This is a genomic window from Halocatena salina, from assembly GCF_023115355.1.
GTDB lineage: Archaea > Halobacteriota > Halobacteria > Halobacteriales > Haloarculaceae > Halocatena > Halocatena salina.
On the sequence record NZ_CP096019.1, the window covers coordinates 2,293,535 to 2,309,417 of the forward strand.

Annotated in this window: 18 protein-coding genes; 11 read left to right on the plus strand and 7 right to left on the minus strand. The window is 59.7% G+C overall.

Going from position 1 to position 15,883, the window contains the following annotated elements; translation table 11 throughout:
- Position 1: 1 nt before the first annotated feature.
- The 4 genes from MW046_RS11750 to MW046_RS11765 form a co-directional block, all read right to left on the minus strand.
- Complete coding sequence (locus MW046_RS11750; protein WP_247993294.1) at positions 2 to 868, minus strand: RNA-guided pseudouridylation complex pseudouridine synthase subunit Cbf5; 867 nt, start codon at positions 866 to 868, stop codon at positions 2 to 4.
- Positions 869 to 872: 4 nt separating this feature from the next.
- Positions 873 to 1,451, minus strand: a complete 579-nt coding sequence (gene cmk / locus MW046_RS11755) for a (d)CMP kinase (RefSeq protein ID WP_247993295.1) — start codon at positions 1,449 to 1,451, stop codon at positions 873 to 875.
- Between the two features lie 39 nt (positions 1,452 to 1,490).
- Positions 1,491 to 2,393: a DUF106 domain-containing protein gene (locus MW046_RS11760; RefSeq protein WP_247993296.1), complete on the minus strand. Its 903-nt coding sequence runs from the start codon at positions 2,391 to 2,393 to the stop codon at positions 1,491 to 1,493.
- 102 nt (positions 2,394 to 2,495) lie between these two features.
- The gene (locus MW046_RS11765) at positions 2,496 to 3,137 is read right to left on the minus strand and encodes an adenylate kinase (protein WP_247993297.1); all 642 of its coding nucleotides are present in this window, start codon (positions 3,135 to 3,137) and stop codon (positions 2,496 to 2,498) included.
- A gap of 72 nt (positions 3,138 to 3,209) precedes the next feature.
- On the opposite strand from MW046_RS11765, the gene MW046_RS11770 reads away from it, so the two are divergent.
- From MW046_RS11770 to MW046_RS11805, 8 genes are all read left to right on the plus strand, one after another.
- Positions 3,210 to 3,794 carry a class I SAM-dependent methyltransferase gene (locus tag MW046_RS11770; protein WP_247993298.1) on the plus strand — a complete coding sequence of 195 codons (585 nt, stop codon included), beginning with the start codon at positions 3,210 to 3,212 and terminating at the stop codon, positions 3,792 to 3,794.
- 61 nt (positions 3,795 to 3,855) lie between these two features.
- Complete coding sequence (locus tag MW046_RS11775; protein ID WP_247993299.1) at positions 3,856 to 4,203, plus strand: DUF7975 family protein; 348 nt, start codon at positions 3,856 to 3,858, stop codon at positions 4,201 to 4,203.
- A 38-nt stretch (positions 4,204 to 4,241) separates the two neighbouring features.
- Entirely contained in the window at positions 4,242 to 4,943 is a 702-nt protein-coding gene (locus MW046_RS11780; RefSeq protein ID WP_247993300.1) for a potassium channel family protein, read from the plus strand.
- A gap of 100 nt (positions 4,944 to 5,043) precedes the next feature.
- Positions 5,044 to 6,579 carry a TrkH family potassium uptake protein gene (locus tag MW046_RS11785; RefSeq protein ID WP_247993301.1) on the plus strand — a complete coding sequence of 512 codons (1,536 nt, stop codon included), beginning with the start codon at positions 5,044 to 5,046 and terminating at the stop codon, positions 6,577 to 6,579.
- A complete protein-coding gene (locus MW046_RS11790) occupies positions 6,576 to 6,785 on the plus strand; it encodes a hypothetical protein (RefSeq protein ID WP_247993302.1) in 210 nt (69 codons plus the stop codon). The genes MW046_RS11785 and MW046_RS11790 overlap by 4 nt, the downstream gene beginning before the upstream one ends.
- A 105-nt stretch (positions 6,786 to 6,890) precedes the next feature.
- A complete protein-coding gene (locus MW046_RS11795) occupies positions 6,891 to 7,850 on the plus strand; it encodes a beta-ribofuranosylaminobenzene 5'-phosphate synthase family protein (protein ID WP_247993303.1) in 960 nt (319 codons plus the stop codon).
- A 41-nt stretch (positions 7,851 to 7,891) separates the two neighbouring features.
- Positions 7,892 to 8,218, plus strand: a complete 327-nt coding sequence (locus tag MW046_RS11800) for a transcription factor S (RefSeq protein WP_247993304.1) — start codon at positions 7,892 to 7,894, stop codon at positions 8,216 to 8,218.
- A gap of 58 nt (positions 8,219 to 8,276) precedes the next feature.
- The gene (locus MW046_RS11805) at positions 8,277 to 8,783 is read left to right on the plus strand and encodes a hypothetical protein (RefSeq protein ID WP_247993305.1); all 507 of its coding nucleotides are present in this window, start codon (positions 8,277 to 8,279) and stop codon (positions 8,781 to 8,783) included.
- Positions 8,784 to 8,867: 84 nt separating this feature from the next.
- Here MW046_RS11805 and MW046_RS11810 read toward each other — a convergent pair whose 3' ends face one another.
- The 3 genes from MW046_RS11810 to MW046_RS11820 form a co-directional block, all read right to left on the minus strand.
- On the minus strand, positions 8,868 to 9,731 hold the full coding sequence (locus MW046_RS11810; protein ID WP_247993306.1) for a ZIP family metal transporter: 864 nt from the start codon (positions 9,729 to 9,731) through the stop codon (positions 8,868 to 8,870).
- A gap of 101 nt (positions 9,732 to 9,832) precedes the next feature.
- Entirely contained in the window at positions 9,833 to 11,071 is a 1,239-nt protein-coding gene (locus tag MW046_RS11815) for an ornithine cyclodeaminase, nickel-pincer nucleotide-dependent (protein ID WP_247993307.1), read from the minus strand.
- Positions 11,072 to 11,147: 76 nt separating this feature from the next.
- Positions 11,148 to 11,522 (minus strand): hypothetical protein, encoded by a 375-nt coding sequence (locus MW046_RS11820; protein ID WP_247993308.1) that lies wholly within the window; start codon positions 11,520 to 11,522, stop codon positions 11,148 to 11,150.
- Between the two features lie 121 nt (positions 11,523 to 11,643).
- Between MW046_RS11820 and MW046_RS11825 the strand changes: the two genes are divergently transcribed.
- From MW046_RS11825 to MW046_RS11835, 3 genes are all read left to right on the plus strand, one after another.
- On the plus strand, positions 11,644 to 12,348 hold the full coding sequence (locus MW046_RS11825) for an SOS response-associated peptidase (RefSeq protein WP_247993309.1): 705 nt from the start codon (positions 11,644 to 11,646) through the stop codon (positions 12,346 to 12,348).
- 259 nt (positions 12,349 to 12,607) lie between these two features.
- Positions 12,608 to 13,879 carry a histidinol dehydrogenase gene (gene hisD / locus MW046_RS11830; protein ID WP_247993310.1) on the plus strand — a complete coding sequence of 424 codons (1,272 nt, stop codon included), beginning with the start codon at positions 12,608 to 12,610 and terminating at the stop codon, positions 13,877 to 13,879.
- A 166-nt stretch (positions 13,880 to 14,045) separates the two neighbouring features.
- Positions 14,046 to 15,872, plus strand: coding sequence for a hypothetical protein (locus tag MW046_RS11835; protein ID WP_247993311.1), 1,827 nt, complete (start codon positions 14,046 to 14,048; stop codon positions 15,870 to 15,872).
- The last annotated feature ends 11 nt before the right edge of the window (positions 15,873 to 15,883 follow it).

Below are 15,883 nucleotides of genomic sequence, written 5' to 3' on the forward strand. Positions count from 1 at the left end.
GCTAAACGAGCACGCGCTCGGTGTCGACCACCGTTCCCGACTCCGCGTCGGGATCACCGACCAGCCGACCGAGACAGACAGCCGCTCCGTTGGGCGTGTAACACGCGAGGAGCGTGCCCTGTTCGGCGTCCTCGACCTCCTCGGCGTCGATCACGCCGGGAGCATACACCGGCGCGCCGTTTGCGACCTCGCGGGCGGCGTTGGGGGCGATCGTTACGCTCGGCAGATGCGTTAACGCCCGCTCACCGGGGGCGACGACTTCCCGTATCGGGTCCTCGTCACCGTCCTCGTAGAACGCCATGGCGTCGGTGAGATCGTGCATCGTCACCAGATCAGTGTCGTCGAACGGCACCGTCTCTACCCGGCGGAGATCGCCCATGTGTGCGCCCGTGCCGACGGCCAACCCGAGATCGTGACAGAGCTTCCTGATGTACGTCCCGCTCTCACACTCAACCCGGAGCAACGCGCGCCGATCCTCGTGTTCGAGCACGTCCAACCGGTGGATTGCTCTGGTTCGGAGCCGACGCTTGACGGCGCTCTTTCGCGGTGGTTTCTGAAGGATCGGGCCTTCAAACGCCGACAGCACGTCAAGATCCTCGGCGTGTCCGTGGAGTTCGAGCACGGCGATGTAGGCTTTGTCGCTCGCGTCAAACACCTGTGCCATCCGCGTCGCATCCCCAGTCAACACCGGCAGACAGCCCGTTACCTTCGGATCGAGCGTCCCCGCGTGAGCGGCTCGGTCGACACCCAGCCGATCGCGGAGCCACGCCACCACCTGATGGGCGGAGGGACCGGGCGGCTTGTCGAGGTTCACCACTCCGAACGAGAGGAGCTCGTCGACATCACGGTCCGTGGGCGCTGCGCGCATCGGTTCAAAAGTCGTATGTAACGCCCTCGATCGGGGCTTTGCCCTCGTCTCCGTCGGGACTGTACGATTCGATGAACGTCACGATGGTCTCGACGATCCCCGATGGTTCTAGCCGTGCGGTGTTGATCGAGAGATCGTAGATCGAACGATCGTCGATATCGATCCCGTAGATCTCCCGATACCGGAGAGCCTCGCTTTCCGCCCGGGCTTGGGTCTCGGAGCGAGCCTGTTCGACGCTCTTTCCCTCTCGGTCAGCTATCCGGGCCGCACGGATGGCAGAGGGTGCATCAAGCCACACCCGGAGATCGGCGTGTTCACCCGCCATCCAACCGGCGAGTCGAGATTCGATCACGAGAGCATCGCGGTCGCTAGCGAGTTCACGGAGTCGACGATCGAGATCCCGATCGATCTGGTCGTCCTCCTCGGCGAGTTGGTTGAATTCGAGCAGACTCATTCCCCGCTCGTCGGCGAGTGAGCGGAAAATATCCCCACCGCTTACGTGATCGTATTCGAGTGCGTCTGCGAGTGCGGTAGCAGTCGTGCTTTTACCGACACCAGCAGGGCCGGAAACCGTGATCAACATGCTCTATCTCCGGCAGTAGACCTAAAAGAGGTTGTCTTATTAGTTCGTGGACGGTGTCATCTGGAGATCGAGACCCTTCATGATGACCTGCGTGGAACCGAACGAACAGATCATATACCACATGATCCACGCCGGCATGATGAGCACGGTGTCGTTCCAGCTGACCTCTCCTGCGAACGGCATGATCACGTGGGCCGTACTCGGCAGCGGCCCAGCTCCGGTCATCCAGCGTAGCCAGAGGAACACGGGAATCGTGAGCAGCATGACCCACACCATCGGTCGGAACTGCTCTTTGAACATTCCCAACTGATCACCCATGGCTTCCATCTGTTCCTGTTGGAGACGCTGAAGCGCTTCGTCATCACCGCGCTCTCTAGCCTTCTTCTGGCGCTCCTGAAGATCACGCATCTGTTGTTGATACTTTCCCATCTTCTCGGTGTCGACCAGCTTCGACCGGAGCACCGTCGAGTACAGTCCGGTGAGTACCGCCAAGAGGAGGACTATGATATAAAACGGGAGGAACTGATAGAGCGGAGCGATCACGGTGTGGAGCGTGGACCCGATCGTGTTGAGGACGGGAGGAAACCAGTAGCCGACCATCAGTCCGAGCGCCCCGATACCGGCCAGCTTATCATACGTCGTCCAACTGGATTCCTCATCGTCATCGATTTGTCCGGTAGCGGATTTCGACTCCGATTCACCGTTAAGCGCGGCACGTACCGTTTCGGGGTTTTGGACGGCGAAGCCGTTCCCGTTGGCGCTTTGTAGCAACCCTTTTTCAATAATGCGCCCCCACTGACCGCTCGTTAACTCCCCATTGACATCAGACCATTCCACCGTTCCGCCATTCGCATCAGCCTGAGCGAGAACGGTGGAAAGTGCCTCGCCCATGCCGGAATCTTCCGCGAGGAGATCATTCACCTTCTGTTCTGCACGTGCCATTACCGGCCTTAGGATATCCCGCATTATCAACCCTGCTTTCTTCGGGTGAGAGTAGCGTACCCGTACGGACGAGACTTCGTGTCGATCGACACAGGGAAGCTGTCACTCGGTCGTGACCGTTTCGACCTGTCGGTGAAGGCTCTCCCAGACGTCCTCCGGTGACCCTTCGCCATCGATCTCGATCAGGTCGCCCCGATCCCGATAGAACTCCACGACCGGTTTCGTGTTCTCCTCGTACACGTCGAGACGTTCGTTCACGACGGCTTCGGTGTCGTCGTCACGTTGGGTCAACTCGGTTCCACAGGCGTCACACACCCCCTCCGTCTCTGGGGGGTTGAATTCGACGTGGTAGGTCTTATTACATTCCGGACAGACGCGCCGCCCCGTCAGCCGACGGAGCAGTTCCTCACGGTCGACGGCGAGAAACAACACGCAGTCGAGATCGGTGATGTCGTCGAGATACTCTGCCTGTGAGAGGTTTCGGGGATAGCCATCCAGCACGAACCCCTCGGTGTTCGACACCGCTTCGGCAACGATCTCGTTGACGACCGGATCGGGCACGAGCTCGCCCGCATCCATGAACTCCCGTGGAGTGCCGTATTCAGTCTCCATATCCTTGTTCGCGCGCAGCGCATCGCCCGTCGTAATATGTTCAATGTCGTAGGCGTCGACGAGGTTCTCGCTCTGTGTACCTTTGCCGGCTCCCGGCGGACCCAGCAACAGGATTCGAGGACGTTCGTCCATACATGCGATGCTGACGCGCGCGCCTAAAAGCTTGAAGAAACAGCTTTCAAACGTGTGGTACGTTAGTTCGGTATGGACGAGTCCGTCACACCGACGATCGCCACGTACGAGTCCGTTGCCGAGCAGTACTGTGAGCGCCATGCCGACCGAACCGTCGTCGAGCCGCTGCTGGATCGGTTTCTAGGAGGAGTTGACGGCGACCGCGTGCTCGATGTCGGCTGTGGTCCGGGCTGGGAGACCGAGACGTTCGCCCAGCGGGGCTACGATCCGATCGGTGTCGATCTCACACCGGCGTTTCTCCGGCTGGCGAGCGAGCAGACTGCGACCGGACGGTTTGTCCGGATGGACATGCGACAGCTGGGTGTCGTGGACGGATCGATCGATGGGCTGTGGGCGTGTGCGTCGTTTCTCCACGTTCCTCGCTCGGACGCGCCCGCGACACTCGCGGAGTTCCACCGAGCCCTCCGATCGGGACCGCTCGCGCTCACCGTCAAGCGAGGTGAGGGAACGGTCGCTGGTACCACGTACGATGACGACACCAGACGATTCACCCTTTACACGACGGACGAACTCACCGATCACGTGACACAGGCCGGATTCACGGTCGAGCACGTGGCTGTCGAGGACGGGTGGATCCACTGCATTGGGTGCGCGTGACTGCTTGGCCACTCCGGACGGAGGATGCCAGCTTTTCACCGTGGCCCACGTCGTTCACGTCATGTCCCAGGCACACACCAAACGCGACCGGCTCGCACTCATCACCGAGACGATCGCGGCCCATCGGAAACACGACCGTGATCGCGTCGTGTTCGAAACCGACACCGCACGATTGGAGTACGCCGATCGCACGATCGCCATCGATGTCAGTGATGGGGCACGGGAGCGTCTCGACGCCGTGTTGGCGTCGTTTCCGGTGTTCAAGATCGAACAGCCAGCCACCCGGACGGCACCGACAGGAACCGTTCACATCGCTGCAATCGCGGATCCCAAACACACTGCCGATTTTATCGAACGGATCTTTCGAGACGTGTACCAGCACGGACCGGGGTACGAACTACGAGTGTAGAGCGACACCTTTTCCTCCGATTTTGTCGTAGTGTTTCCATGTATCTCATCGTCGTTGGTGCAGGGGACATCGGAACTCAGCTCATCGATATCGCTACCAGCTCCGGTAACGAGGTCGTCGTATTGGAACGCGATCGGGAACGTGCCGAGATCGCCGCCAACGCCTTCGACTGTCTCGTTCTCAACGACGACGCGACGGTACAGGACACACTGACCGATGCCGGAATCGAGCGCGCAGATGCGATCATTTCGACGACCGACAGGGACGCGACCAACGTCATGGTCTGTTTGCTCGCCGAGGAGTTCGGCGTACCGAACATCGTTTCGGTCGTCCACGATCCTGATCACATGAACGTTTTCGAGCGAGTCGGTGCGAACACGCTGCAAAACCCCCAGCGGCTCATCGCCGACCACCTGTTTCGGTCGGTCGAACGTCCGTCCGTGATCGATTACATGCACATCGGAGAGACCGCTGAAGTGTTCGAGATTCGTGTCGGTGACGAGGCGCCGATCGCTGGCAAAACGTTGTCGACAGCAGCCAGCGAGGGGATCATTCCCGAGGATACGCTCATCGTTGCGATCGACCGGGAAGACAGCGACAATCCCATCACCCCACTCGGAGACACACACATCGAACACGGAGATCTCGTGACCGTCTATTCCGAACGAGGAGCAACGCCGGAACTCACGGATCTGTTCGGGCATTTTGAGGGTTATGAGCAAATGGTGGATCGATCGTGACAGCCCGTGTCACGCCCCAGCGGTGACGGTTGACCGAACTGACGACTACCAACGGCAGAAACACGAGATATTTGGTACTGTCGGGGATACCGAGGAGTAGATGACTCTACGGTTACGCACCGTTCTTTCGGATCTAGGCCGCATGTTACAGGCGCTGTCCGGAATGATGTTCCTTTCGCTCATCGTGCCGATCGTCTGGGGTGAGTATTACGCCATCCCCGGGATCGTGCTCTCTGGTGGTCTGGCACTCACCATCGGGCTGTCGTTCACTCACAGTGGCGAGCGAACGGAACTGGGAAAGCTCCACGGAATGATGATCGCCGCGTTGGGATGGATGCTCGTGGCGCTGTTCGGGTCGCTTCCGTTTCTGTTCACAGCGTGGACGGTTCACCTCGCTCCCCCGTGGCTGGGCGTTCCGGCGAGCGTCGATACACCGACGCTGGCAGCGTTCCGTGGACCGACCAACAGCGTTTTCGAGAGTATGAGTGGATTTACGGGCACCGGACTCACGATGACGGCCCACGAGGATCGGCTTCCACACACGCTCCAGTGGTGGCGCTCGTTCACCGAATGGGTCGGTGGCGTCGGCGTGATCGTTCTCACAACCGCGATCCTCGCCCGACCGGGCAGCGGATCGCTGACCCTCTACGAGAGTGAAGCACGCTCAAAGAAGATCCATCCGAGCATCGTGTCGACAGTGCGTACCATCTGGTGGATCTTCCTGTTGTTCACATTCCTTTCGATTTTGCTACTCTGGCTGGCTGGCATGCCCATTTGGGATGCCATCAACCACGCAATGACCGGATTGGCGACCGGTGGATTCTCAATTACGGACGACAGCATCGCAACTTACCAAAGCCCCATCATCGAATTCGTGCTCATTCCCGTCATGATTCTCGGGAGTATCGCGTTTCCGGTCCATTATCTCATGCTGCGGGGGGATCTACACAACGTCTATCGGGATCTCCAAACCCGGTGGGTGTTCATCTATTTCACTGCCGGAAGCGCCGGACTCATCGGACTGTTACACCAGTACGGCACGTACGACTCCCTCTTTGAGTCGGTTCGGTTCGGCCTGTTCCAGTTCGTTTCCGCGGCCTCTTGTACTGGATTTCAGACCGCCGGAATCGGTGAGACGTGGTCGCCGCTGTCCCAGATGACCGTCGCCTTCGGGATGTTCGTCGGAGCGTCAGCGGGATCGACGGCTGGCGGAATCAAGCTCATCCGACTACTTACCCTCGGAAAGGGGACGGCACACCGGATCAGTGATGTCTTCTATCCGTCGTCTGCGATCCGTCGGTTCGAGATCGACGGCCGGATCCTCTCGGATATCGAACTCACCCGCGAGTTTGAGGAGGCAGCCATCATCACGCTCCTGTGGTTCGTCCTTCTCGCCGTGGGTGTCGTCTCTCTGTCACTTCTCATTCCACCGGGAGAGGGATTTACCCTCGCAAACGTCGTGTTCGAGGTCGTAAGCGCTCAAGGGAACGTCGGACTTTCGACCGGCATCACTGGCTCAACGATGCCTTTCCTTGGAAAGATCGTTCTCGTGTTCAATATGTGGGTCGGTCGCCTAGAGATCATCCCAGTGCTCGTGTTGCTCCGCGCCGTTCTCGTGCGAGGTGACCGACCATGAGTCCGATCCCCTCGAACTTCCCTCTCGTCAGGTCGCTGCCGTGGAACGGTGACCATGATCGTGTCTACGAGCTACTCATCCTGTGTGGTCCGCTGGTGATCGGAGCGATCGCCCTGTTCGGCCGCTCAGTGCTGACGACCGCATTCGCCGCGGGGTATATCGTCGTGTTCGTGCTGTATCTGCTGTGGATTGGAATCAGCTCCTGAGTCGAGCTGTCGCGTTCTCGTCTCAACACCGGTGAACAGTTCTGACACGGTGGTAGGCCTCTCCGGTGTCGAAACCCGCATAGCCGCGCCTCGACAGGAACGGATATGGCGACGGTACGAACCGGAGCACGGCTCCATATCGGTTTTCAGAACCTCTCGTTGGCTCATGAACGCCTCTACGGCGGCGTCGGTGTAGCACTCGAAGAGCCACGTGTCGTCCTTGAAGCCCATCCTGCCGACACCATCGATACTGACCCAGTCGTTCAGACTGCCACGGAGCGAGCCGTTTCGTTGCTCGGTGTGTCCGGTGCTCGTGTGCGGCTGCGGCGCGCACTGCCGCGCCACGTCGGTCTTGGAAGCGGTACACAACACGCTCTCGCCACGTTTGCGGCCATCGCTCGCGCTTACGATATCGATGCTTCCGTCCGGGAGCACGCTCCGGCACTCGGACGGGGCGGACGGAGTGGCGTCGGTGTCGGAACGTTCGAGACCGGTGGATTCGTCGTCGACGCTGGTCACCCGACTGAACTGTTCACCACCGCACCGCCCGAGCCGGGGGAGTGGACCGTTCCATCCATCCTCGCCCGCCATTCGCTACCGGCAGATTGGCGGTTCGTCCTCGTGATTCCGACGGGGATCACCGGCGAACACGGCGAGCGCGAGGATCGACAGATGCGGTCGGTCGTCGAACGAGCCGATCCTACCATCGGAGAGGAACTTGCCGTCGTCCTCACCCATCAGCTGCTCCCCGCCGTCGCCGACGGAAACATCGAACAGTTCGGCCACGCGATCGAGGCCGTCGGACGACTCAACGGAGCGTGGTACGCCGACGAACAGGGTGGCGTGTACCGACCACCCGCTGGCGATCTCATCGAACGACTACGCGATGAATCTGCCGTTGCTGGCGTCGGACAGTCGTCGTGGGGACCCGTCGTTTATGGACTTGCTGACGTCGATCAGATCGATGCAGCCCGAACGGCAGCCACCGATGCGCTGGCAGCGATCGACAACGATGGCGAGGTGCTCGTGAGTGAGCCTCGAAACCACGGCGTACGATACGATTGATCCGACACGCTGTTTTTAAGTATCGAACGGGTAGTTCCTGTATGCAGTTCTGTGAGGAGTGCGGTTCGTTGATGCACACCGACCCAGAGACCGACGAAATGGTCTGTTCGAACTGCGGTGTGCGCACCACCAAGGACGAAGAACGCGCAGCCGAATTCGTCAGTACCGAAACCCAGACGTTCGACGACGTGATCGAAACCGAAGAGGGCGACGCCGACGAGGGAAAGCCCACCGCTGACGTCATCTGCGAGGAGTGTGACAACGATGAGGCGTGGTACACGATCAAGCAAACCGGCGCGGCCGACGAGCCACCGACGCGCTTTTTCAAATGTACCGAGTGTGGCCACCGCTGGCGAGGATACAGTTGAATCCGGTCGAACGCGCACGACGAAGAACGTATCCCATCACGAACCCTGAGTCACTACCGTGATCGAACCCACTCGAATCGAAGTCCATCCCGGCTGTGAGGCGGTCGTGGAGTTCGATCCGGATCTCACGTTCGAATGTGTTCCCGACTGTACGTGGTGTTGTCACCATGGGGTACTCCTCTATGGGAAAGATCTCCACGAACTCGCACAGCGGGAATCGCTCAATGACCCCGTCAAACAGCTCCGAGGTCGGGATTTCGTCCGACGCGAGGAGAAAGACCGGGACGACCACGTCGACGTCGACGACCACGCCTGCTATTTCCTCCGCGACGACGGTCTTTGTGCACTTCACGCCGAACACGAGTGGAAACCGACCCGGTGTTCCGTGTTTCCGCTCGAAGTCCACGTCGAACACGGCGATATCCACGTGAGCATCCGAGAGGAAGCGCATTCCCACTGTGACGGACTGGACGTCTCCGAACGCCGTCTCATCGATCATCTCGATGCGTTTCTCCCTCGCCTCCTCTGGGAACTCGACGACCCGACGACCAAAATCGAACTGTGACCGTGCCTCCCCGGCTGAGGCGAACGTGAGTTGGCTTTCACAAATTGTATGGGCGAACGTCACAGGATTTGATCCCGAGTCGAGTCACAGGGTGAGCACTGCCCACGCGAGTACAACCGCTCCCGAGCCGAGGACGGTACTCACGACGGCGTGGACCCGGAGTCGATCGAGTTCGGCGTGGACGGCGTCGCTCTCCTTTTGCCCGACCGCTTGCCCGATCTCGCTGCCAGTATCACACTGGGGAAGAAAGTCCATCGCAATATGGAGGAAAATACCAGTGGCGATTCCCGAGATGATAGCGTTTCCTGCCATCGAAACGGGGAGATTCAGCATGGATGCTGGCAGCGCAGCCAACCCGACCGCAGCGGCCGGAACGAGCAGCACGGACGTGGCGTTTCCACGGCGAGAGAGGCGGCGAGCAGCGGCATACCCCGCCGGTCCCTTGTGTGAGACGATGCTGAGTCCGAGCAACAGTCCCAGATCTGGAAGCGTCGCGTACACGAGACCAATGATCGCCCCCCCGGCGAGAGAGTGCGCACTGAGCTGAACGGCGACCGTTCCGAACGATTCGACGTGAGAGAGCCGGTGACCGATAGTGTGTGCTCCATAGCCCAGAAGAATCCCGACAGCGATCCCAATCCCCCCGACCGTAGCGGAAAACCCGACGGCTTGGGGGACGAGGAAGATCGAGGCGCTCGCTATCATCGCACCGCTGGCAAGCCCATACCCCCACACCAACTGACCTGCGTTCGTCGTCTCCGTGCGCGACCCCGGAATGGCCGCCCCCGCCATCGCTATGAACCCGATCCAGGAGATGACGAACACCTTCCACTGATCGTTTGCTATCCCAACTCCAGACAGACAGACGAGTGCAACGACGGCAACGATCCCAACCTGTGACGGTCGCCCAAACTGGTTGTCGAACCCCATCGAATCCGTGATTCCCATCTTATTAATAAAATAAACTCAAATGTTATTAATCTGGCGCTCCGAACAGCCGATGCCCGATGCTTTGCGGAGAACGAAACGCCGTCGGGAATGGGAGCCGGTTACTGGCTATCGAGGATGGTGTCTGCAAGCATCGGGATGAAGGTGCCGATGTCGGTGACCATCCCGACGGCTTGAGCGCTGCCCCGGTCTAGCAGTTGTGTGACCGTTGCAGGATTGATGTCGACACAGACGACGCGCGTCGTCGATGGAAGGCAGTTACCGACGGCAACGGAGTGGAGCAGCGTCGAGAGCATGAGCACCATGTCGGCTTCGTGTGCTTGTTCGCGGATGGCGTTCTGTGCCTCGATGGTGTCTGTGATCGTGTCGGGCAGTGGTCCGTCGTCTCGGATCGATCCCGCAAGAACGAACGGCACGTCGTTGGCCACGCATTCGTACATCACGCCGGAAGTGATGAGGTCGTCCTCGACGGCGTTCTCGATGCTTCCTGCTCGGATCACTTCGCTCAACGCGTAGATGTGGTGTTTGTGTCCCCGACGTGGGTGATCAAGCGTCTCGGTGTTCATGCCCAGCGAGGTCCCGTACAGATCGCGCTCGATGTCGTGAACGGCGAACCCATTGCCAGCCGACAGCATGTCGATGTATCCCTTCCGAACGAGCCGGGCGAGATCTTCGCGTGCCCCAGAATGGATGAGTGCCGGGCCACACACCGCGAGTATCGACCCATCTTCGGCTTTCGTCTGTGTGATCGCCTCTGCGATCTTCTCGATCGTCGATTCGGATGGGCGCTCACTCGAAACCCCTCCTTGCATGAACCCAAACGCTCCAGACCGTTCCCGAGGGCGCTCGGGCGGACGGACCCGGATGCCGCTCTCACCAGTGACGACGAGATCCCCTTCCTCGATGGCGTTCAACACTTTCGCCCGAGCGCGAGCTGGCTGGCCGTTACCGTTTCGCTCGACGACGACTGCACAGTCCATTTCGATCCGGTCGACGGCCAACCATTCACCCTCGATCCGGATGTCCGTGGGGTGGTTGGTCGTCGAATAAAACCCAGGCGGGACGACCTGATCGGCTGGTGCGGGTTCGACCGTTGCGTCCCGTGGATCGATGGGTGTTGCGCCGTTCTGATGGAGTTCGTGGATGATCGTTTGGAGGTCGTCGTCGGTGTCGGCGCTCACGACTAACCGTGCGTAGGATTTCTCCGTTTTTGACCGGCCGATGTCGAACTCTTCGACCTCAAACGATCCCCCCATGTCCATGATCACACCGAAACACGACTGTAACGTCCCCGAGTCGATGATGTGACCCGCTAGCTCGACCGAGCGAGAGACTGTCATACCTCCAGATTAACGAGGCGAACAATATCGGTTGTGTCTCGTATCAAGCGTGTTTGTCTCGGCCACGCCGTTGGGATCAGACGTCTACGCGTCGGTCGACGGTCCACGAACACTCGCTCTTCCGGACGAGCCGATCGTACATCGCCCGGAGTCCGGCCGATGTCGTATCGGGAAGAACATGGAGCGTGACAGTGCCGTCACGGATCGATACGCGGAACGTGTCGCTGGTCTCCTCATCGTGGACGAGAAACACCGCTATCGGGAGATCGAACCAGTCACCGTACCGATACGGACCGGTGTCGAGCACGTCGGCGAGCAACGACTCCACTGTCCCGGCCCGTCCGTCCATCGGCGTGAGCGTGAACGCAACGTCTCCTTCGTAGTGGACCGTGCGGTTAGTGTACCGCCGCTCGGGATGGACCGGAATCTCGAACGTCGGATCGTCAGCCACGGATAGGCGTTGTTCGCCACTCGATTTAAATTATTGTATATTCATCAATGCATTATTTTCTCGGCTAGGGGTGTTCGATATATCGTGGTGTCTTTATGCTGTGCGGCGGTTTATCAGGGGTATGTGTGGTCGATACAGCCTGTTCGTCGATCCGGAGACGATCGAGGAGCGGTTCGGTGTCCAGATGAGGTTCGATTTCGAGCCGCGATACAACGCGGCGCCCGGACAGCAACTTCCGATCGTATGCGATGAGACCCGAACGTCGGTCACGCGAGCACAGTGGGGGCTGGTGCCCTCGTGGGCGGACGAACCGAGTACGAATCTGATCAACGCCCGATCCGAAACGGTCGCACAAACGTCGGCGTTTCAGGACGCGTACTGGAACCGTCGGTGTCTCGTGCCAGTCGACGGGTTTTACGAGTGGGTCGACATGAACGGTGAGCACAAACGACCCGTCCGGATCACCAGCACAGATGACCAGCCGTTTGCGTTGGCGGGACTCTGGGAGACGTGGACCCCGACTCACACACAAACGGGTTTGAGTGACTTTTCGAACGGTGATAGGGGGGTGGGTGCTTCCGAGCCGTTGGTGTCGTTCACCGTCTTGACGCGCGAACCGAACGATACTGTGAGTGAGTACCACGACCGGATGCCGGTCGTTCTCGCAGAACGCGAAGAGTCGGGGTGGTTAGACGGTGTGGGGATCGATGCGCTTGACCCCACTCCCGAGGACGTGCTCCGTGGCTACCCGGTGTCGACGGCCGTAAACAATCCTGCCAACGACTCCCCGGCCGTGGTCGAAGAGGTCGATCCGTCCGGCTCGTAGCTATGGCGTTTCGGATGTGTTTGCCCCATCTCTTCGAAATCGGTTCCACCGTGGACCGAGCCCTGCGTCGCACCCTCGCCTACCGTATCGATTCGAGTCAGTAATTCGTGCCATGCCGGCGTGAATGACATAGTTGCACGTATTGTACTGATAATATTATTCAGTTAGCATCATGTTTTTATCTGTACTTTTCTAGGTGTATAAAATAAATCGAGTTCGGATAGCGAACCGTTTTTTCGGTGGGGAGCAACGCTGAGGTATGGACGTTCAGGAGATAGCGGAGCTGTCGCCAGCCGATCGGCGCGCGCTGTTCGATCGAAGCGGTGGCGTCGACGACGCCCGTGGTACCGCCTGTGAGATCATCGACCGCGTGCGCGAGGAGGGCGATAGCGCGCTCCGTGCGTATGCCACGGAGTTCGACGGCTGTGAGATCGGCAACATCGAGATCACTGCCGAGGCTGCCCGTGCGGCGGATGAGGTCGATCCGGAGCTGAAAACTCACATCGAGACGGCCGCCGAAAACATCCGGGCGTTCCACGAGACTCAGCTTCCGGAGGATTGGCGGCGATCGTTCGAGGGGCGGGAGTTGGGCCGACGGTTCCGGCCGATCGAGCGCGTCGGCGTCTACACGCCCGGCGGAACGGCATCGTACCCTTCCAGTGCACTCATGGGAATCATTCCTGCCAGTGTGGCCGGTGTCGATCACATCGCCGTGGCGACCCCCCCGGCTGAAACGCTCGATACGACGACACTCGCGGCCATCCACATCGCTGGTGCGGATTCGGTGTACCAGAGCGGCGGTGCACAGGCCATCGCGGCGCTTGCCTACGGCACCGAAACGGTGTCGGCGACTGAGAAGATCGTCGGACCCGGAAACCGCTTCGTTACCGCCGCGAAAGCCGAGGTTCGAGGCGACGTAGAGATCGATGTCCTCGCCGGACCGAGCGAACTCGTGGTGGTGGTAGACGATACAGCCGATCCCGCGCTCGTCGCGGCGGACATGATCGCTCAAGCCGAACACGATCCCGATGCAGCCGTCGTCGCCGTGACCGATGACGCGGCGCTCGCAACGGCTATCACCGACGCTATCGACGACCAAGCGAGCAACCGGACGCGCGAGGAGATCATTCACGAAGCGCTTGGTGGCGACGCGAGCGGGGTATTTCTCACCCGATCGCTTTCCGAGGCGGTGTTGTTCGCCGAAGAGTACGCACCCGAACACCTATCGATCCAAGCCGCCGACGAGGAAGCGTTACTCGAACGCATCGACAGCGCAGGAAGCGTCTTTCTCGGTCCGTACACGCCGGTTGCAGCCGGTGATTACGCCACTGGCACGAACCACGTGCTCCCCACCAACGGCCGCGCGCGGGTGACCGGTGGACTCTCGGTCGAAACGTTTCTCCGGTCGACGACCGTCCAGCGACTCGACCGGACGGCACTCTCGGAACTCCGATCGACGATCACGGCACTCGCCGAAACCGAAGGACTAGAAGCCCACGCAGCGAGCATCGAGCGACGGTTTGAGGACTGAGCCGACGACGATCCGGATCATGGGGTTATCGTTCCGTTCTATGACCAGTTCCACGTTTATATTCGCCGATCAATGATAATGTATATATTCGGTGGCTTTTATGTTGTGGGTAGATCCCAACTTTTCGAGCCATCCACTCTTGGGTATCCGAGGGGGCAGTGAATATATGGTCAACATATCGTCGTTCGGACGGGTCGAGATCGTCATCCTGCTCATCATTTCCCTAGCCGCTGGTGGTGTCATCGTTTCGACGGTGATGACCGCTACGGGGGAATCGACTGACACCGGTGATACGCACTCGCAGGCGACGGAGATAGAGACATCCGGCACAGTTACTGATGAGATTGCTCCTGGTGAGGCCGATTGGTACACTGTCGATCTCACCGCTGGAGAGGGACTTACCGCACAGATACGCTCTAACTCCCCCGGAAAGGGGGTTGGAGTCGCGTTGTACGATCCGGATGGCGTTCCCATCCAACCCACAGAGGGAGGAGATGCCAGTGAATCGAATGGGCAGCCGGTCAGCGGCGCGGTCATCGAGCGCTCCGGGACACATTACGTGAAAGTCACAGCGGATTCCTCCCGGTCCGGACCCGTCTCCTATGAACTGTCGGTGTCCACCACGAAGCTCGACCGACACGATCCAAACGAACACCAGTCACAGGCAGTGTCGATCACTCCGGGATCGACGGTGTCCGGCGTGATGACCGACTACGATCAGGAGTATTTCGCCGTGGATGCTACCGCCGGTGACGCGCTCTCGCTCGAAACCATCGCCAACGGTGGCTCCCTCGGACCGGTGACCGTGTTCGGGCCCGACGGCGAGAAGATTCATACGGCGTCGGATGGAACCGTCAACGGCGTTCGACTGCCCGACGACGGCCGATACGTCATCCATCTCGCTGCGGATCTCAAACCAACCGAAACTCTCGATTACAGTTTCAAAGCGACGACGACTGCCGAACAGACGAACACGACAGGCTCACGTCAGATCACACCGGGGAACCCCATTCGCGGAACGACCGATTCGAAACCGACCACTCACACTATCGATCTCACGAAAGGGCAAGGGCTTAGCGTCGCACTCACGCACGAAAACCGAACCGATCACAGTGAGTCGTTGTCGTTTTCCATTTCGGATCCGAGCGGAGCTGAAGTCGGTGCCACGCCTGCTGATTCCCGAGGGGCCTACAGCACCACTCCGGGGACGACCACCGCCGTCGGTGGCGTCGTCGCCGACCAGACCGGAACGTACACCATCAGCGTGACCGGGGATCCGAACACGAACTATTCGCTGTCCGTCGAAACTGATCAGATCGATAAACATGATCCAAACGAACAGCCCGGCACAGCGACTCCCATCGAGGGTAATACGACGATAGCAGGTGTTATAACCGGGTACGACCGGGACGTGTACGCAACCGAACTTCAGGCAGGGCAAACCATCACGGTCTCTTCAACCGCCCGAGGTGGATTCGAATCGGCGCTGTGGGTTGGAGGACCCAACGCGACGGCCCAGTCTCACAACAGTCAGGAACATTCGTTCGGTGAGACCACCATCACGGGTGCACCCGGAGGTTCCGATCTTACATTCACTGCCAACCAGACCGGAACCTACTTTTTCAAAGTCGCTCCCCATCCCACTACGTCGAGCGCTCCGATGTTTCACAAGTCGGTCTCCTATAAAATAACGACCGCCGTTTCGAACGACATTAGCACGCTCAACGTCTCCTCTGGCAAACAAACCACCATAACACCGACGACGATCACGGAGACGACGAACTCGACGACGGTCACCCCGACCGAGACGCTTACTGCACCGATCACGGCACCGAATCAATCGTCATCGTCGCCACTCAGTGCGGGGGATTCCACGACTGAACGTCCCATGATCAACGTCGGAACGGGTGCGCTCTTTGCGTTTGGTAGCGTGTTTGCGGCCTTTGCCTGCGTCGGTGCGATCGAGTGGTGGCGACAATCGGGTGGTCACTGATAGCACCAGTA